The sequence below is a fragment of the Parablautia sp. Marseille-Q6255 genome (assembly GCF_951230155.1).
In the GTDB taxonomy this organism is placed as follows: Bacteria; Bacillota; Clostridia; order Lachnospirales; family Lachnospiraceae; genus Choladousia.
This window is the reverse complement of the sequence record NZ_CATNVD010000010.1, coordinates 12,534-29,426: the sequence shown is the minus strand read 5'-3', so window position 1 is coordinate 29,426 and position 16,893 is coordinate 12,534. Positions and strand designations below refer to the sequence as shown.

Below are 16,893 nucleotides of genomic sequence, written 5' to 3'. Positions count from 1 at the left end.
ACGAAAATGGTGTATGATAGGTGAGTAAAATTTTATTCATAAGCCATGAGCCATCGGTGTAAAATCGGTGGCTTTTTAATACCGTTCCGGAAGGGAGGAAAGGGCGATCAGGATGAAATGCTCCTTTAAATTTTTTAAAGGAGATTGTAAATGAATGGAGTAACTATACTATTTTTATATGCGATCATTATGATCTTGGCAACAGTGATTTTAACAAAAAAGGAAAAGAATGTGGAACGTTTCTGTGTTGGAAATCGTTCAGAAAACTGGTTAATGTCGGCTCTCAGTATTGCGGCAACGTGGATCTGGGCTCCGGCATTATTTGTATCAACAGAAAAAGCATATTCTACCGGATGGATTGGACTGTTTTGGTTTCTGATCCCGAATGCTCTTTGCCTTGTGATTTTCATTCCTTTTGCAAAGAGCATTCGAAATGAAATGCCAGAAGGAATGACGCTGGCCGGCTACATGAAAGAAAAATACAAGTCTGACGGGGTGAAAAGAGTGTATCTTTTTCAGCTGATCGGACTGTCTGTATTGTCAACGGGAGTCCAGCTTCTTGCAGGAAGCCAGATACTCAGTGTAGTAACGGGTATTTCATTTAAAACGATGACAGTTTTGCTTGCATGCATAGCAATTTCCTATTCCCTGTTTTCTGGAATCAAAGCGTCCATGCTTACAGACGCTATTCAGATGATATTCATGCTTATTGCATGTAGCCTATTTGTAAATATCTGGAGTAAAAAATACCGGCACACAGGGCATTTTACAGGGACTGAGCGGCATATCAGGGGACTGTACTACGCTATTCTCTGGAAGCGGGATTGAAATATTCCTGTCTTTTGGGCTTCCGACTACGATCGGACTTTTATCCGGACCGTTCGGGGATCAGAGCTTCTGGCAGAGGGCGTTCGCAGTAAAGAAGGAGAAGCTGGGAAGAGCATTCCTTTTGGGAGCAATGCTGTTTGCAGTAGTTCCATTATCCATGGGGATCATTGGATTCATGGGAGCTGGAGTAGAGTATCAGGCGCAGAATCTTGGAATCATCAACTTTGAGTTGATTCGGCATTTTTTTCCATCATGGGCGGTACTTCCATTTCTTTTCATGATTATTTCCGGTCTATTGTCCACGGTAGACAGCAACCTTTGTGCAGTGTCTTCCCTTACGACTGATATTGCAGGAGGGAAAGATATCAGAAAAATCAGGGCGGCGATGGGAGCTCTTCTGATGGCAGGAATATTGATCGCCAATATACCGGGAATCACAGTAACGCATCTGTTCCTGTTCTATGGAACATTACGTGCATCTACATTACTGCCGACCGTGCTGACACTGAAGGGGATAGGGCTGAATTCTAAGGGAATCATTGCAGGCGTGATTACGTCATTGGCTGTAGGGCTTCCTGTATTCGCCTATGGCAGTGTTTTAAATAGTGGACTATGTAAAACACTGGGAAGCCTCTTGACAGTTCTCTTAAGCGGAATTGTGGCTTTGATATTGGCAAGACGGGAGGCGGTACATGCGAAGCGTATTGGGTAGAAAGCAATCATCAAAGCATGAAGATTGGATCTGCGCCATGAGAGACATTGAATCTTTAATAAGCAGTGAAGAGGTTGAAAGAAAAACAGTTTCGACGATTGCAAAGATCAGAGAAATCACAGCAGGAAAGACAGCTGCTTATGCATGGAGCGGGGGAAAAGATAGCTTGGTTCTTGGAAGGATATGTGAAGCAGCAGGAATCCCAGACTGCATGATGGGCATATGCAATCTGGAATATCCGCAGTTTATGGAATGGATTGATTATAACCGGCCTGAGTATCTGCAGATAATCAATACTGGACAGGACTTGGATTGGCTTGCAAAACATCCAGAGATGCTCTTTCCAAAGGACAGCAAAACAGCTTCGAGATGGTTTCAGATTGTGCAGCATAAGGCGCAGGCGAAATACTACAGGGAACATAATCTTGACATGATTATCCTGGGGCGCAGAAGGGCTGACGGAAACTACTGTGGGAAACGTTCTGATATTTATACAGATGGAAAAGGCGTGACTAGATATAGCCCGCTGGCTGATTGGAAGCATGAGGAAATACTTGGATATATCCATTATTTCGATGTTGAATTGCCCCCGATCTATGAGTGGGAGAAAGGATATTTGTGTGGCACACATCCTTGGCCGGCCAGACAGTATATGGAGACAGAGCAACAGGGATGGAAAGAAGTTTATGATATTGATAAGACCATAGTTGAAAATGCAGCACAGCATTTCGATGGGGCCAGAAAATTTTTAGAAGCAATCAAATAGCCGGTTGCAGCCGGCAGCCATTGCCCTTCAGAAATGGAGGACAAAATGAACGTTACTACAAAAAGGCTGGATGCCCTTAAACATCCCAAGAAAAACGTTAGAATACATTCCGAACAGCAAATCAGAGAGCTGAAACGCTCACTTGAAAAGTTCGGACAGACCAGAGCGATTGTTGTGGATGAAGACGATACAATTTTGGTCGGTAACGGCTTATACGAAGCTATGGTGAGTCTTGGATATCAGGAAGCGACCGTATATGTAAAGACAGGGCTTTCAGAGAATGATAAGAAAAAGCTTATGATAGCAGATAATAAGACCTACGCCCTTGGGATTGATAATTTGGAAACCTTGAATGAATTCCTTGAGGAACTGCAGGGAGACTTAGATATACCGGGATATGATGAGGAAATCTTGCAACAGATGGTAGCTGATGCTGATGAAGTGACTGAAAAGCTTTCAGAATATGGAACATTGGACGAATCAGAAATTCAGAAGATAAGGGAAGCAAATGAAAAGAGGGAGCAGAAAGCTGCATCAGAGGAAACATCGGATGAAAATACAACAGAAGACTCGGAAAAACCGAGCAGTTTAGTGGAGCAATCGGCAGAGAAGCAAAACGCCACTGAAACAGAATCCAGAAAATTTGTTATCTGTCCAAAATGTGGTGAGCAAATATGGCTGTGAAACGATGTGAATCCAGCATTGATGTTGTGAAGGCTGCGGAGATCCGGATAAAAAACGTATTCGGAAACGGTTTGCCAGTGTTCTTTTCTTTCAGTGGCGGAAAGGACAGTCTGTGTGTGGCACAGCTTATGGTAAACCTGGCTAACCGCGGAGAAATCAATATGAAGCAGCTTACTGTACAGTTCATAGATGAAGAGGCGATATTTCCATGCATGGAAGAGATGACAAAGAAATGGCGCCGAATCTTTATGATGATGGGGGCAAAGTTTGAATGGTATTGCGTAGAAGTAAAACATTTCAACTGCTTCAATGAATTGTCAAACGATGAAACCTTTATTTGTTGGGATTCCACAAAGCAGGATGTATGGGTACGTCAGCCGCCTTCTTTTGCAATAAGGAATCACAGGTTGCTACGGCCAAGGATTGATGCTTATCAGGATTTTCTACCAAGGATAACCGTATCAGGGATTACAATGGTGGGAATCCGCACAGCTGAATCGGTACAGCGGCTTCAAAATATCGCGTCCATGACAAAAGCAGGAAACAAAATGACTGCAAAGAAGCAGGTATTTCCTATCTATGACTGGACGGACAATGATGTCTGGCTTTTCCTTCTGAGAAATCATGTTGATATCCCGGAAATATACCTGTTCCTCTGGCAGTCTGGATCAAGCAAGAGACAGATGAGGGTATCTCAGTTCTTTTCTGTTGATACGGCCAGAAGCCTTGTTAAGATGAATGAATATTATCCTGATCTCATGGAGCGGATCATTCAGCGAGAACCGAATGCATATCTTGCATCCCTATACTGGGATAGTGAGATGTTCGGACGAAGCTCCAGAAAGCGGAAAGAGGCTGAAGAGGGGCAAGAACAGAAAGACTATCAGCAGGAGCTGATCTATTTATTTAATCACATGGAAGTTTTCTTTGATACTCCGCATAAAAGGCAAGTAGCGGAAAGATATCGCAATTTTTTTATGTCAGTATCGGCAATTGCTACGCCTACAGATTATAAACACATATACGAAGGACTGATCTCCGGCGATCCTAAAATGAGGGCGTTTCGGGCATTATATCAACGTATATACGGACGATACATCAATGCGGCGAAGAAAGGAGAACAACATGGATAATAAATTGTCAGCACCATTATCTACCCTGAAGTGGGTAGATAGGGATTCATTAAAGCCAAACGACTATAACCCGAACAAGGTATCAAAAGAGAACCTGAAATTACTCATTCAATCAATTCTCACGAACGGATGGACACTTCCGATTGTTGTTCGACCGGATATGACGATTATTGATGGATTCCACAGATGGACGGTGGCAGGAATGGAGCCGCTGCATTCTAAGTTGGATGGAAAGGTTCCTGTAGTAGTCGTGGATCACAAAGAGCATTCCGAAGACATCTATGGTACCGTAACCCACAATAGGGCGAGAGGTACACATTTACTCGAACCTATGAAAAAGATTGTAAAAGAACTTATGGGGGAAGGAAAAACAATTGAAGAAATCGGAAAGCAGCTCGGAATGAGACCGGAAGAGATATTCAGATTGTCTGATTTTTCAAAAGAAGATTTTTTAAAGATGATGACAAAAGGGGTGACTGGATACTCAAAGGCGGAGTTCATCACGAAGATATAATGGTTATATATGGAATAGTGCGCAGAGAGGGGACTTTTACCCCTCTCTTTTGTGTATGCCGAAATAAGATGATGGAGGGGAGGGAGGTCAATTGGCAAGGGCAAGAAGTCCCAACAGCATTGAAGCTGAGGAAATGTATAAGAGCGGGATGAAACTTGTTGAGATTGCCAAAAGGTTAAACGTCCCAGCCAGCACAGTTCGGCGTTGGAAATCTACTCAGGAATGGGATGGAAAAACAGAAGGAAAGAAAAGCGAACGCTCGCAAAAGAAAAAAACGAACGCTCGGCATAAAGGGGGACAGCCTGGCAATAAGAATGCTGTTGGGAACAAGGGCGGACCGCTGAAGCCCGGAGATCGGATTGCAGAGAAGCATGGAGCTTATTCATCTGTATATTGGGACGTTCTCGATGAGTCTGAAAAGGAAATGATCGAGGAGATCCAGATGGATGAAGAGTTACTTCTAATTGAACAAATTCAGCTTTTTGCCGTCAGGGAGAGGCGAATTATGTTGGCAATTAACAAGTATAGAAACATGAAAGGTGATGTATCACTGTATGGTTTTGATCGCAGTGAAACGAAAAGAACTTTCAAAACAGATGAGGACAAGCAACTCTATGAAGAGCGGATAGAAAAAAAGATATCTGCTGAAGAACGACTTCCCGGTGACTCGTACAGTCTTGTAACAAATATGGAAAACAAAGACAATATGATCGCACGGCTGGAAAAAGAGCTTTCAACAGTCCAGTCCAAGAAAACAAAAGCAATTGAAACACTTGCCCGATTGAGACTTGAGAAGCAAAAGATCGACGGCGAAAGCAAGGGCAATGAATTGGTTCAGGTGTGGGCCGAAAAGGTGAAGAAAATGAGGATGAAATGTGATGAATGATTTGGATTGGTTATCGGATTTTCTCGATGAATCTATTCCGATATGGCGTGTAAGTCCGCCAACGTTCTTCCGGGAAGTGCTCAATTTTGAACCGGACACATGGCAGGAAGAGGCAAGCATGGATCTAACTGTAAGAAGTAAGATCGCAATTAAATCAGGACAGGGCGTTGGCAAGACAGCATTTGAAGCAGCCACTTTCTTGTGGTTTTTGATATGTTTCTATAACGCCAGAATTGTATGCACGGCACCTACTAAGCAGCAACTCAATGATGTGCTCTGGTCGGAAGTAGCCAAATGGATGTCAGCATCCCCATTGCTTGATATTCTCTTGAAATGGACGAAGACATATGTCTATGTCAGAGGATACGAGAAGCGATGGTTCGCAGTAGCAAGGACTGCAACAAAGCCAGAGAACATGCAGGGATTCCACGAAGATAATATGCTTTTTATTGTGGATGAAGCATCCGGTGTTGCGGATTCGATCATGGAGGCGATCCTCGGAACATTATCCGGTGCAAACAATAAGCTCCTGATGTGCGGTAACCCGACAAGGACAAGCGGAGCATTTTACGATGCTTTCCATGCAGACGCAAACCTCTATGCATTCCGGACGGTATCGTCCCGTGACAGCAAAAGGACGAATAAAGACAATATACAGTCGTTGATCCGAAAATACGGAGAAAAGAGCAATGTTGTCCGAGTTCGAGTTGATGGCGAATTTCCTATGCAGGAGGATGATGTATTTCTTCAGCTTGATTGGATCATGGGATCGATACAAACTGAAATGACAGATCAGACAGCGAAGGCGTTTGGATGCTATCAAAATGATTCTGGTCAGCAGGTACATGATGTATCCAGCGTGCAGCGGATTGAGATTGGGTGTGACGTGGCGAGATTCGGAGATGATAAGACCTGTATCGGATATAGAGTCAATGAGGTAGCGCGATATTATAAAAAATATCATGGACAGGATACTACGGCGACGGCCGGACATATATCTGCGCTGTATCTGATGTTGAAAAAGAAGTTTCAGTGGAAAGGTCGAATTCCGGTAAAGGTAGACGACGGCGGTGTTGGCGGCGGCACGGTAGATCAACTGCGTGCCATGAAACGGGCGCAGCCGGACATATATGCAACCATGGACATTGTACCGGTTCATTTCGGTGTGCCGATCAGGCGCCATCTATATTACTACGACACGACCACGTATATGATGGGAGTGCTACGGGATATGATACAACCTTTCGATGAAGCTGGAAATCCAAGACTTCCAGAGCTGATATTGCCGGATGATGTAGATCTGATCGCGCAGCTGTCATGCAGAAAGTATTCTTTTGTCACCGGCGGTCGGCAAAAGGTAGAGTCAAAAAAAGAGATGAAGGAACGTGGGTTGCCGTCGCCGGATGAGGCTGACTGTATGCTGCTTGTGTGCCTTCCAGTAAAGACGAGAAATGAAAGAAGGTGATGGAAATGGAGAAAAAAGCAGGTCGTCAGGTAAATGTTCGGATTATATCGCCGTCCGGTTCATCCGCTATAATGAAATCGGATAAACAGGAACATATGTCTAAAGAAGAAGGGTACAACTCTTCTGAGTGGCTGAGTCCTCCAATGAATCTATATGGGTTAAGGGAGCTTGTGAAAGAGTCCACAATTCTTCCGCAGTGCATTCGCGCATATAAAAACAACATAGCAGGGTTTGGTCTGCGTGTTAAGTACATAGAGGACTATGACGAGGAAACCGCTGAGATGAGGACAGAATTTGAAAATCTCGAGCGAATCCTGCAATTGCTCAACTTTGATACGGCTGCCAAGGAAGTATTTGAAAATATGATTGAATCGCGGGAAACGTACGGTATTGGATATGCAGAAGTGATCCGCGATATTTCTGGGAATGTGGTACAGATAGAATACATTGCAGATACACCTTCTATTATGATGACGCAACCGCAGGATGAATATGTGGATGTGCCATATTTTTACAAAGGAGAACAGATCCTCAGAAAGAAGCGCTTTCGTCGCTATAAGCAGCAAGTCGGAGGAAAAACAGTATATTTTCGGGAATTCGGAGATCCGCGAATCATGGACAAGAGAAGCGGTGAATATGTAAGTGACGGGAAGACCTTAGAACTTGGATACCAAGCAAATGAAATTCTTGAAATAAAGATTGGTTCTGAACACTATGGATCTGTTCGTTGGGAAGGTCAAATTCTTACTGTTGATGGATGTCGGTCCGCTGAGAAACTGAATAACAGTTATTTCAGAAAGGGACGTCATACGCCAATGGCAATACTGATCAACGGAGGAACGTTGAGTGATGAGAGCTATAATAAGCTGCAAATGTATATGAATGACATTGAAGGAGAAAACGGACATCACGCTTTCCTTCTTCTGGAGTCTGAAAATGTTGAAATCACCCCAAATCTGAATGATGATCAAAAACCTAAAATTGAAATTAAGGATTTAGCATCGATTCTGCAAAAAGATGAGTTGTTCCAGGAATATATGGATAATGGGCGCAAAAAAACACAGTCAGCGTTCCTTTTGCCAGACTTATACACAGGATACACCACTGATTTCAACAGGTCCACGGCACAAACCGCGATGGAAGTCACGGAAAAGCAGGTGTTCCAACCAGAGCGTAAAAGCTTGGCGTGGATTATCAACCATAAGCTGCTTAACGGTTATGGATTCAAATACTGTGAAGTAGAATTTCAGTCTCCTGACATCACAAATCCAGATGACATTGCGAAAGTTCTGTCGATTATGAATAATGCCGGTGGCTTAACGATGAATGACGCTCATGATTATGCATGTCAGACTCTTGGAAAGAATGCAGAAGATTATCCGGAAGAGTTCGGGCAGTATCCGATTAAATATCTTGAACTTCAAGGAAAACAGATGGAAAGATCAATATCACATGTTTCAATCAGTGATGATGTAATGACGCAACTGGAGGGGAAAATAGAGAAGGCTGCGAGCAGCAAGCAAGATGACATTGTAGCAGTGATGAAAGATATCCGAAAGGCGCTTCTTTCTTATCGAGAGGAGTGATTGAGTGAAGAGGATCAAAAAGTCTCAGGTAAATGTTATTTTGGCTGCGATCAACAAATATATCCAGAAAGCAGAGAATAACGAGGCCGAGGAACTGGAAGAAAACGGGTATCCAGAGGCGGCCGCCACAGTAACGCTTATATCCAGTTTAGAGGAGAGAATCGCGGAGTTAATAGATAATCAATCTGTTCGATTCTGTGACGATATCGCCAATTATGAGAGCTTGGACGAGTATATCAAAGGGGCATTTCCGGAATTCGTGCAGTCTGATCCAATCCGAGAGGAGATCCTCGATGTACTGACTGAATATTCCGATGATATGCTTCGGACCTTTACTGATGCTTATCTGCAAGATGCAGGTTTGGAGCGCCTCGAAGAATATACCAACCGGACACTCGATTCCGTGCAGCAGTGGGCAAATGATACGGCACAGTATTTTTCTGATAGTACATTTGATCAACTGCGCAAGATTCTGGATGACGGTATAGAGGCTGGAAAAAGCATAGATACCATTGCAAGAGAAATTACCCAGGAAGGAATCAGGAACACTTACAAACAGGCTCGAACGATTGCTCAGACAGAGGTGCTACGCATACATTCCTATGCCGCTTTTGAAACGATGGTACAAGATTATGAGGTAGAACAGAAAGAATGGCATCATACAGGAGCGCACAAGAACAAGCCTCGTCCAAATCATGTAAGAATGAGCGGTACAACCATACCGAAAATGGAAAGGTTTGATCTCCATGGAGCTGATGGCTGTATTTATCATCCAATGTTTCCGCGCGACACATGTCTGCCAGCGTCGGAGTCAGTGAACTGCAAATGCCTTATCCGATCTAAAAAATCTGCACCAGATATAACATTGGATACAGAGGAAAAAAAGCAGCGACAACGGGAAGCGATTGCAGCAGATAACGAACGCTGGGAAGAAGAACGTAAAAATCCTCCGGAGGTTGATACGGATGGAATGCTGGAGTGGGTTAAGGGACTCAGCAAAGAAGAACAGCAGGACTATTTTGGCGGTGGATACGCCGGAAAACAGCGCTGGGCACTGATAGAATCAGGCGTTATTGATACCGATGAAAAGTTCCAGATGCTGTACAAGACAAACGCAAAAGGAATCAGATCGCGGAAACCGTTGAATGAACTGGTTGATGATGGTATAATTACAGTACCTAAGTCAGCATTAAAGCATTCTGCGCTTGGCGATTATAAGCCTGCGTCAAAGCAGTGGCCATCAGGGCGTCTTGCAGCAGGAGGACATAGTCAGGCCGCACTTGAAGAATGCGATAGGCGGGGCATTGCGTATCAGATCACAGATACACTTGATAATGGTGTTCGCGTGGGAAACATACCGTCTTCAAAAACAAAAATGAAACGGAACGGGAATGGACAAACTTGGTTTCCGGAAGAGTGGACGGAGGATGATATTCTGGCAGCAGGAACTTACGTTGCAAATACTGCACCATTGACAGACGATGGATATATTCAGACAGCACGATATAACGATGTTGTGATCAGGGTATTACGTAACAAGGATGATATTGGAACAGTTTATCCGTATTTCGATCAGGAGGGATAGGCATGGAAGAACTTTTTAAGGAGTTAAAGGAATACTATTTTATCAGCTCAGATCCGCGTGAGAATGGAATTCACCCACGTTGCGTTGATATATGGGATCAGATGACAGCTTCCCTTTCTGAGTTGGATGAATCAGAGTTGGTTGAATATCTGGAAAACTTGCCGGAGAAAGATCTGGAGATCATATATCCGGTGGTGGAGGATCTTGTAGAAGAGGGCAGAGGTTATGTTGAAAAATTCATACGATGATAAGCACCCTGTGAGAACAGGGCATTATTTTACGATTGTGAGCGCCGTTTCCGGCGCTTTTTCTTTTGCAAGAATACGGGGAAGGAGGTGAGATGAGGATGGGAGATATTTTAAAAGCCAAAGAAATTTCAGATGCAAAGATATCATTTGTGTCATTGGTGGATAAGGCGGCTAATAAGAAGCAGTTCCTGATTACGAAAGCAGAGTCTGGGCAGGCTACATTTTCCACATACGGCAAGATTGTCAAGGTAGATACTGATAATCATTATGTTACTGGTATCGTTTATGAGCCTATGACGGAAGATTCTCAGGAAAACTACATGACTGCGGATGAGATCCAGAAAGCGGCCTATTGGTACGCAAAAAATGGAGACAAGGTCGATCTTCAGCATAGTTTTGAAGCACTTGACGGCGCCTGCGTTGTGGAAAATTTCGTAGCAAAATCTGATATGGAGATTGAAGGTGAGCAGATCAGTAAAGGTACATGGCTTATGACGGTAGAGGTTTCGGACGCAGACATCTGGAGTAAAATCGAAAAAGGAGAGATCACAGGGTTTTCGATGGGCGGCGTTGGAAAATACAGTGATGAGGATGTAGATCTTGATGCTGTAGAAAAAGGAAAAAATCCGGAAGAAAAGCTGAGTTTGATTCAGAAGATTGCAAAGAAGCTCGGGTATGACCTTGTGAAAAAAGGTGCGGTAGCAGATTATTATGCTGCTGAAACAAAGCGAAGCAACTTCTGGACGGCATTTGCTGCGCTGCGGGAAACGTTACATACAGAGCATTACGATTATATGAAAGGCCGGTATGTAGACGATTTTGAGGCAGATGAGGAAAAAATCAAAGAATCACTCGAGGAATTCAACAAGATCATTACAGAACTTCTTAAGACGGATGGCATTGCAAAGGCTCTTATGAGTGGAGCTCCAGAGGCTATTGCGAAATCCGGAAAGAAAATGTCCCGTAAAAACAAAGAGGAACTTGGACGGATCTGTGAAGCCTTGGGAAAATTTAAAGAAGGTTTTGACGACGATGACGAGGATGATCCGGAAGGAAAAGAAGAGGAGGAAACAGAAGTGAAGAAATCTGAAGTAGAACAGATCGTGCAGGAAGCAGTAACGAAAGCTATGGAGCCGATCACAAAAGCACTTGAAGGTGCCGAAACACCTGCGCCGGCAGCAGATGAGGAAGTAACTGCTGAGACAATCCAGAAAATGGTAGAGAGCAGCATTGAAGCCGCTGTTGCACCTGTAGCAAAGCAGCTTGAAGATGTGATGAAGTCACGGGCGCTTCCGAGCAATCTTGGCGGTGGAGATCCTGTACAGAAGGAAGAACCGCATTATATGACAGGAATTTTATAAGAGAGAGGAGAAAAGAAACTATGGGATTAAATGAACGCATTGTAAGCAAGGCTGGTGCGATTGTTACTTCCGGACTTGTATCTGGATTGTTGAATCCGGAACAGGCTCGGAAATTCATCCAGCAGACATTTGAAGTAACGAACCTTGGCGGACTTGTCCGTCACGTAATGAGAACATCCAAGACAGGAGAGATTGACAAGATCGGTATTGGGTCCCGTATCGTACGCAAGAAAACAGAGAATACGGACGATAATTACAGAGCGGGCGTAAAAACGAGCCAGATCGAGTATGCTACCACGCCGGTACGTCTTCCGTGGGAAATCACTGAGGAAACGTTACGGGAGAATATCGAAGGTCAGAGTCTCGAGAAGACTATTACAGACCTCATGACTCGCCAGCTTGGTATTGATATGGAAGATCTGTATCTGAACGGAGATGTTGATGTGAGCAGCGACGATCCAGACTATGATTTCTTGAAAATTAACGATGGCTGGATCAAGCAGCTTGCAAATGGTTCGCACGTAGAGGATCGATCCAGTAAAAACAGCGGAGCAATGAGTGTTGATGTATACTATGACGCTTTGCAGCAGATTCCGAACAAATATAATAATGGCAGGCTTCGTTGGCTGATGTCGCCGCGCCGGAAACAGGAATGGGACAGATACCTGCTTAAGCAGATCATCGAGCATGGCGGAGGTGTACCGGAAAGCATCTACAAGAACCCTGCGGCAGTTCCGGCAGTGGAAGTTCCTTCTCTGAGCAACGACAAAATTATCCTTACAGATCCGCAGAATCTTATTGTAGTCAATACATATAGCGTAAAGGTACGTAAGACTGTAGAAGGAAAAGAAGCCATTATGCAGGATAAGCGATTCTATGTAGCACATCTTGACTACGACCCGATCATCGAGGAGCTTGATGCCGCTGCAATCATTACCGGACTCAAGTAGGAGGTGCGAATCATGAGTTTTCATTTGAAGCTTACGAAAGGGTTGTCGTACAGCGGAATCGTTTCTGCGACAAAAGACAAACCGGATGTGTATGTTGATGAGAAAGCCATTGCAGACGTTGCAGTGGCTTCCGGTTATTTTAGGGTGATTTCCCCTGCGGAGGACGTATTGACTGTCGCTGTTGACATCATGTCAAAAAGGACAGAAGATCACTGCTATACCAAAGAAGAACTCGAAAATATGACATTGGAGCAGCTGAAAGAGATCGCAGCTCATGTTGGAGTGGTCGAAACAAAGGGATTTAAAAAGGCAGATTATGTAGATGCAATCTTATGGTCTGAAGGGGATTACAGTACCGGAAGCCCTACAATGATTGATTTACAGGAAAGTTGAGGAGGGACAGTATGAAAGTAGGAATGTATAATGCGGGCGCCTGCGGAATCAGTCAGACATTTTTTGTTGGAACAGTCAACAAAAATACAGATGCTACAAAAGGAACCAAGCTTCAGGTAAAGTTACCGGCGGGATTCCGATTGATCGATATCCTTATTGATGTCAAAACAGCCTTTGCATCTGGCACAACGCTGGATATTTCCGGCGACCAGAAAGAACCGGTAAAATATGTAGATGCCGCAAAAATGGATGCAGTAGATTTTCTTGAGAAGGACGGAAAATATGCAAGCATTGGAGATGGTGATGTGGCACTTACAGCAAAACTCAGCACGGCTGAGACAGGGGAAGGATCTGCTGATATCTATGCTAAAGTTGTAAGACTTGAGGTATAAGGGGGTGATACCATGGCCGCAAGACCTTGGGTGATACCTCAGGAAGTACGAGATTATTCTGGGTACAAAGAGGTAAAGGATCGTACTGATGTGCAGCTTAAAACGGATATCACGAAAGCAGAGTCATATGTGATTCGTTATACGAAGCGAAAATTTGACGGTGTGGATCAAGAGGGAGCACCAGAAAAGCTACCGGAAGATGTGAAGACAGCCGTGATTCTGCTTGCGGAAATGTATGCATACAATGCGGCAATCCGGCAGGTACGCGTGAAGTCCGAGACGTTTGATGATTACTCATATACAGTAGATACGAGCATGCTTGATGTTGACTCCCTTGGTATCAACAGTCTCTTGGATGACTATGTAGGTACAGCAGCGAGGGGAAATGTATTGTTCCGCATGCGGAAGCTGTGAGGAGGTCATGAAATGAGCATAGAAGACTTTTTTGACCACACATGTACAATTTACCACCTGACAACAGAAAAGACGGAGATCGGCTACGGTATTACTTCCGGCGAAACAAAAGCTTACAAGGTTAGTGCCGACATAGAACAGCAGAAATGTCATTTCCATGTCAAAAGTGATGATATGAGACTGGTGCAGAGCGAACCGTACCGAGCAATAGAAGGGACAGTTAAACTTTCCTTGCCGGATGGCGTAGATATTCGGATCAATGACAAGGTGATTTGGGAGGATACTGGGTTATGTTACCGTGCAGGGCTTCCGCGCCGGATACGCGGACATCATATTACAGCGATTCTGTACCGCATGGACGGGCATAAGGGGGCGATTTGATGGTTGATACTTCAGAACTGGACAATTTTATAGGGAAATTAGAAGCGGCTGTCCCACAGATTAAGCCCAAGATGGCGAAAATATTGGATCATGCTGGCGAGAAATTTCTTGATCTCGTGCAAGAACAGATAGAAGCTGAAGGTAATGTGGATACCCGTACACTGCTGTCGTCGTTTTCAAAGGGAAGCGGTAATGGTATTTATCGTTTGGACGAGGGTAGTCTGACATTGGAAATTGGGACAAGGGTACAATATGCACGATGGGTGAATGACGGTCATAGCCAGCAACCGGGACGATTTATCCCTGGAGTGTGGAGTGGTGATCGTTTTATTTACACTCCTGGCGCAGAAACGGGGATGGTGCTGAAAGCTTCTTTTGTAGAGGGCTCACATTTCTTTGATCATGCGGAAATCGCATTTACATTTTTGTTTCCGGATATGGTTAAAGAAGATGCCGAAGCTCTTCTGTGCAGCATATTTTAGAGGTAATAGAAGATGAAGATATCTATTGAGCAGGAATTGGCAAGCATCGTCAGATTCATTGAAGAAAGCACAGGAGGGATCGAAAAAATATTTGAGCGTATACCAGAGGATTTTCCGATCCCATCTGTATTTTTCCCAGTTCCAGAATTGAGTGCGAGAAAAGTAAGTATGCAGACTATGCGTACTACACTGACATGGTATGTTAAGTTTTTCGCGAGCAATGATATGGGTTCTTATACGCTGGCATCTACGGTGGAGAGCCTGATACTTTACCGAAACTGTCAGCTTCCCATGTATACTGAGTCTGGCGAACTGGAGGAAAAAACTATTCCAGTATCAGCGCCTGAGGTAATCAGAGTTGATTACGGTGTGTATCAGATCAAAATATCATGTGAAAGGTATACGAGCATATATCGTGAAAACGGTGCAGACATAAACCGCGTCCATATTGATGGTCCCGGATTCTTTAATGAAGCTATGGAAGCGTATCGTAATGTCATAGACCAGTATGCAAGCAAAAAGGAGGTTGGTAAGATTGGACGAGAGAATGAACAGCAATTCGGAACCAAAGAAAGCATTGAAACCAAAGACAGCGTCAGTGAAGTATCCGATGAAATCACTGCGGAAGAACTGTGTGAAACTGTTCGGAGTGACGACGAGCACATTTGATGGAGCAATGCATAGCTGTTCCGTTTCAGAAATGTCGGTAGATGAAGCAAAGAAGCAGATCAACACATGGCTGAAAAAGCCGCGAAAGAAGGAGGATAAATAGATGGCTGGAGGTACATTTAACCCGAACGTCCCGAAAAAACGTCCGGGAACATATGTAAATGTAAAAAGCGGACGAAATGCAGGAGCAGCACCTGTACTGAGCGGGATTGTAGCAATGCCACTTGTTGGATATGACTGGGGACCGAAGGGGAAATTTATTGAAATCATATCATCTGCACCTGATGCAGCGTATGCCTTACTTGGCCGCAGCATTGCCGATGATAATAATTTTATGCGCAGGATTCGTCTTGCATTGCTGAAATCTGATATCGTACATGTTTATATTCCGGCGGGCGGGAAGAAAGCGACAGGTACAGCTAATGCAGGAGAGGTGCAGATCACATTAACAGCACTGTACGAAGGAACAATGGGAAATAATATTAAGGTTGTTTCCGTGGAAAATCCGGTCGGCGGATTTGATGTGAGCGTCTATAACGGTACAAAAGAAGTGGAATGTTTCGAAAACGTGAAAAAGGTAGATGACCTGATTGGAAAATCTTCATTCGTAGAGTTTTCAGGAACCGGAAATTTGGGAAAATTTTCCTCAGTATCTCTTACGGAAGGTGCGGATGCAGAGGAGGAAAACACTGGTTGGACAGAATTTTTGGATGCGTGCGAAGATCTGAAATTTGACTGCATGTGCTTCCCGAAAGATGATGGAGCTCTTCACACAGCGCTTCTTTCCAAGATCAAATTTATTCGTGAAAATCTTGGCAGGAAGTGTCAGGCTGTTGCTCCAAATTTTGCAGCGGATTATGAAGGAATTATCAATCTGGTAAATGGCGTGGTGTACGATGGCATAGAACTGGATGTAGCTGAGGCTACTGCATTTATTGCAGGTATTACAGCATCTGCGGATTATGTAACATCAAATACCTATGCTGTATTTCCAGATGCGACAGACATTATCGGCAGGAAGAAAAATGAGGAGGCAGAGCAGTCGATTGATGCAGGAGAAATGTTTTTCTCGTTTGATGAGGAGGGCAATGTCATCATTGAATATGACATCAACAGCCTTACTACATTCACTGATGATAAGACCGAGGACTATCGAAAAAACCGTGTGCTGAGAGTGTATGACAGCTTGGCAAATGAGCTGAGAACGACATTTGTTCCCGGAAGATACCAGAATGTGCCGGATGACTGGGAGGTCATGGAGAGTCTTGGACGCTCTATTCTCAGTGCATATGAATCCAATGGAGCTATTACGGATGTAGATTTGGATGAAGATTTCTATGTTGACAGATCCAGATCAGTTGGGGAGGCAACCTATTTTAATGTTGCAATCAAAGCTATTGATTCTGCGGAGAAACTCTACTTCTCTGTAACAACCAGATAAGGG

21 protein-coding genes are annotated in these 16,893 nt (G+C 44.0%); all 21 read left to right on the top strand.

The genetic code is table 11. The features are described from left to right. The first annotated feature begins 150 nt into the window (after window positions 1-150). The 21 genes from QOX44_RS08750 to QOX44_RS08650 all read left to right on the top strand — a co-directional run bounded on the left by QOX44_RS08750 (window position 151) and on the right by QOX44_RS08650 (window position 16,890). Window positions 151-828: a sodium:solute symporter family transporter gene (locus QOX44_RS08750; protein WP_283682702.1), complete on the top strand. Its 678-nt coding sequence runs from the start codon at window positions 151-153 to the stop codon at window positions 826-828. 121 nt (window positions 829-949) lie between these two features. After that, window positions 950-1,540 (top strand): hypothetical protein, encoded by a 591-nt coding sequence (locus QOX44_RS08745; protein WP_283682701.1) that lies wholly within the window; start codon window positions 950-952, stop codon window positions 1,538-1,540. Next, window positions 1,521-2,306, top strand: a complete 786-nt coding sequence (locus QOX44_RS08740) for a phosphoadenosine phosphosulfate reductase domain-containing protein (protein ID WP_283682699.1) — start codon at window positions 1,521-1,523, stop codon at window positions 2,304-2,306. The genes QOX44_RS08745 and QOX44_RS08740 overlap by 20 nt, the downstream gene beginning before the upstream one ends. Before the next feature lie 45 nt (window positions 2,307-2,351). Beyond that, on the top strand, window positions 2,352-2,990 hold the full coding sequence (locus QOX44_RS08735; protein WP_283682698.1) for a ParB/Srx family N-terminal domain-containing protein: 639 nt from the start codon (window positions 2,352-2,354) through the stop codon (window positions 2,988-2,990). Next, entirely contained in the window at window positions 2,981-4,123 is a 1,143-nt protein-coding gene (locus QOX44_RS08730; protein WP_283682697.1) for a phosphoadenosine phosphosulfate reductase domain-containing protein, read from the top strand. Before QOX44_RS08735 ends, QOX44_RS08730 begins: the two co-directional genes overlap by 10 nt. Next, the gene (locus QOX44_RS08725; protein ID WP_283682696.1) at window positions 4,116-4,637 is read left to right on the top strand and encodes a ParB N-terminal domain-containing protein; all 522 of its coding nucleotides are present in this window, start codon (window positions 4,116-4,118) and stop codon (window positions 4,635-4,637) included. Before QOX44_RS08730 ends, QOX44_RS08725 begins: the two co-directional genes overlap by 8 nt. 91 nt (window positions 4,638-4,728) lie before the next feature. Then, window positions 4,729-5,523 carry a phage terminase small subunit gene (gene terS, locus QOX44_RS08720; protein WP_283682694.1) on the top strand — a complete coding sequence of 265 codons (795 nt, stop codon included), beginning with the start codon at window positions 4,729-4,731 and terminating at the stop codon, window positions 5,521-5,523. Continuing rightward, window positions 5,516-6,988 carry a terminase B gene (locus tag QOX44_RS08715; RefSeq protein WP_283682693.1) on the top strand — a complete coding sequence of 491 codons (1,473 nt, stop codon included), beginning with the start codon at window positions 5,516-5,518 and terminating at the stop codon, window positions 6,986-6,988. Before terS ends, QOX44_RS08715 begins: the two co-directional genes overlap by 8 nt. Window positions 6,989-6,993: 5 nt before the next feature. Beyond that, window positions 6,994-8,574, top strand: coding sequence for a phage portal protein (locus QOX44_RS08710; protein ID WP_283682692.1), 1,581 nt, complete (start codon window positions 6,994-6,996; stop codon window positions 8,572-8,574). A gap of 4 nt (window positions 8,575-8,578) precedes the next feature. Then, window positions 8,579-10,159 (top strand): phage minor head protein, encoded by a 1,581-nt coding sequence (locus QOX44_RS08705; RefSeq protein WP_283682691.1) that lies wholly within the window; start codon window positions 8,579-8,581, stop codon window positions 10,157-10,159. 2 nt (window positions 10,160-10,161) lie between these two features. Beyond that, on the top strand, window positions 10,162-10,407 hold the full coding sequence (locus tag QOX44_RS08700; protein ID WP_283682690.1) for a hypothetical protein: 246 nt from the start codon (window positions 10,162-10,164) through the stop codon (window positions 10,405-10,407). Window positions 10,408-10,505: 98 nt separating this feature from the next. Beyond that, window positions 10,506-11,768, top strand: a complete 1,263-nt coding sequence (locus QOX44_RS08695) for an XkdF-like putative serine protease domain-containing protein (RefSeq protein ID WP_283682688.1) — start codon at window positions 10,506-10,508, stop codon at window positions 11,766-11,768. 20 nt (window positions 11,769-11,788) lie between these two features. Then, entirely contained in the window at window positions 11,789-12,718 is a 930-nt protein-coding gene (locus QOX44_RS08690) for a hypothetical protein (protein ID WP_283682687.1), read from the top strand. 12 nt (window positions 12,719-12,730) lie between these two features. Beyond that, on the top strand, window positions 12,731-13,111 hold the full coding sequence (locus QOX44_RS08685) for a Rho termination factor N-terminal domain-containing protein (protein ID WP_283682686.1): 381 nt from the start codon (window positions 12,731-12,733) through the stop codon (window positions 13,109-13,111). An 11-nt stretch (window positions 13,112-13,122) separates the two neighbouring features. Then, entirely contained in the window at window positions 13,123-13,503 is a 381-nt protein-coding gene (locus QOX44_RS08680) for a hypothetical protein (RefSeq protein ID WP_283682685.1), read from the top strand. A gap of 12 nt (window positions 13,504-13,515) precedes the next feature. After that, window positions 13,516-13,917: a DUF3199 family protein gene (locus QOX44_RS08675; protein WP_283682684.1), complete on the top strand. Its 402-nt coding sequence runs from the start codon at window positions 13,516-13,518 to the stop codon at window positions 13,915-13,917. 12 nt (window positions 13,918-13,929) lie between these two features. Next, entirely contained in the window at window positions 13,930-14,298 is a 369-nt protein-coding gene (locus tag QOX44_RS08670) for a DUF3599 family protein (RefSeq protein ID WP_283682683.1), read from the top strand. Next, the gene (locus QOX44_RS08665) at window positions 14,298-14,780 is read left to right on the top strand and encodes an HK97 gp10 family phage protein (protein WP_283682681.1); all 483 of its coding nucleotides are present in this window, start codon (window positions 14,298-14,300) and stop codon (window positions 14,778-14,780) included. Before QOX44_RS08670 ends, QOX44_RS08665 begins: the two co-directional genes overlap by 1 nt. Before the next feature lie 12 nt (window positions 14,781-14,792). Continuing rightward, window positions 14,793-15,449 (top strand): hypothetical protein, encoded by a 657-nt coding sequence (locus QOX44_RS08660; RefSeq protein WP_283682680.1) that lies wholly within the window; start codon window positions 14,793-14,795, stop codon window positions 15,447-15,449. Continuing rightward, on the top strand, window positions 15,415-15,552 hold the full coding sequence (locus QOX44_RS08655; protein ID WP_283682679.1) for a hypothetical protein: 138 nt from the start codon (window positions 15,415-15,417) through the stop codon (window positions 15,550-15,552). The genes QOX44_RS08660 and QOX44_RS08655 overlap by 35 nt, the downstream gene beginning before the upstream one ends. Continuing rightward, on the top strand, window positions 15,553-16,890 hold the full coding sequence (locus tag QOX44_RS08650) for a phage tail sheath family protein (protein WP_283682678.1): 1,338 nt from the start codon (window positions 15,553-15,555) through the stop codon (window positions 16,888-16,890). Window positions 16,891-16,893: the final 3 nt, after the last annotated feature.

Coding starts and splice junctions, on each gene's coding strand:
- QOX44_RS08740 (WP_283682699.1), top strand. CDS start 1,521: ATGCGAAGCGTATTGGGTAGAAAGCAATCATCAAAGCATGAAGATTGG.
- QOX44_RS08690 (WP_283682687.1), top strand. CDS start 11,789: ATGGGATTAAATGAACGCATTGTAAGCAAGGCTGGTGCGATTGTTACT.
- QOX44_RS08665 (WP_283682681.1), top strand. CDS start 14,298: ATGGTTGATACTTCAGAACTGGACAATTTTATAGGGAAATTAGAAGCG.
- QOX44_RS08675 (WP_283682684.1), top strand. CDS start 13,516: ATGGCCGCAAGACCTTGGGTGATACCTCAGGAAGTACGAGATTATTCT.
- QOX44_RS08660 (WP_283682680.1), top strand. CDS start 14,793: ATGAAGATATCTATTGAGCAGGAATTGGCAAGCATCGTCAGATTCATT.
- QOX44_RS08715 (WP_283682693.1), top strand. CDS start 5,516: ATGAATGATTTGGATTGGTTATCGGATTTTCTCGATGAATCTATTCCG.
- QOX44_RS08650 (WP_283682678.1), top strand. CDS start 15,553: ATGGCTGGAGGTACATTTAACCCGAACGTCCCGAAAAAACGTCCGGGA.
- QOX44_RS08695 (WP_283682688.1), top strand. CDS start 10,506: ATGGGAGATATTTTAAAAGCCAAAGAAATTTCAGATGCAAAGATATCA.
- QOX44_RS08735 (WP_283682698.1), top strand. CDS start 2,352: ATGAACGTTACTACAAAAAGGCTGGATGCCCTTAAACATCCCAAGAAA.
- QOX44_RS08670 (WP_283682683.1), top strand. CDS start 13,930: ATGAGCATAGAAGACTTTTTTGACCACACATGTACAATTTACCACCTG.
- QOX44_RS08725 (WP_283682696.1), top strand. CDS start 4,116: ATGGATAATAAATTGTCAGCACCATTATCTACCCTGAAGTGGGTAGAT.
- QOX44_RS08700 (WP_283682690.1), top strand. CDS start 10,162: ATGGAAGAACTTTTTAAGGAGTTAAAGGAATACTATTTTATCAGCTCA.
- QOX44_RS08710 (WP_283682692.1), top strand. CDS start 6,994: ATGGAGAAAAAAGCAGGTCGTCAGGTAAATGTTCGGATTATATCGCCG.
- QOX44_RS08730 (WP_283682697.1), top strand. CDS start 2,981: ATGGCTGTGAAACGATGTGAATCCAGCATTGATGTTGTGAAGGCTGCG.
- QOX44_RS08680 (WP_283682685.1), top strand. CDS start 13,123: ATGAAAGTAGGAATGTATAATGCGGGCGCCTGCGGAATCAGTCAGACA.
- QOX44_RS08750 (WP_283682702.1), top strand. CDS start 151: ATGAATGGAGTAACTATACTATTTTTATATGCGATCATTATGATCTTG.
- QOX44_RS08685 (WP_283682686.1), top strand. CDS start 12,731: ATGAGTTTTCATTTGAAGCTTACGAAAGGGTTGTCGTACAGCGGAATC.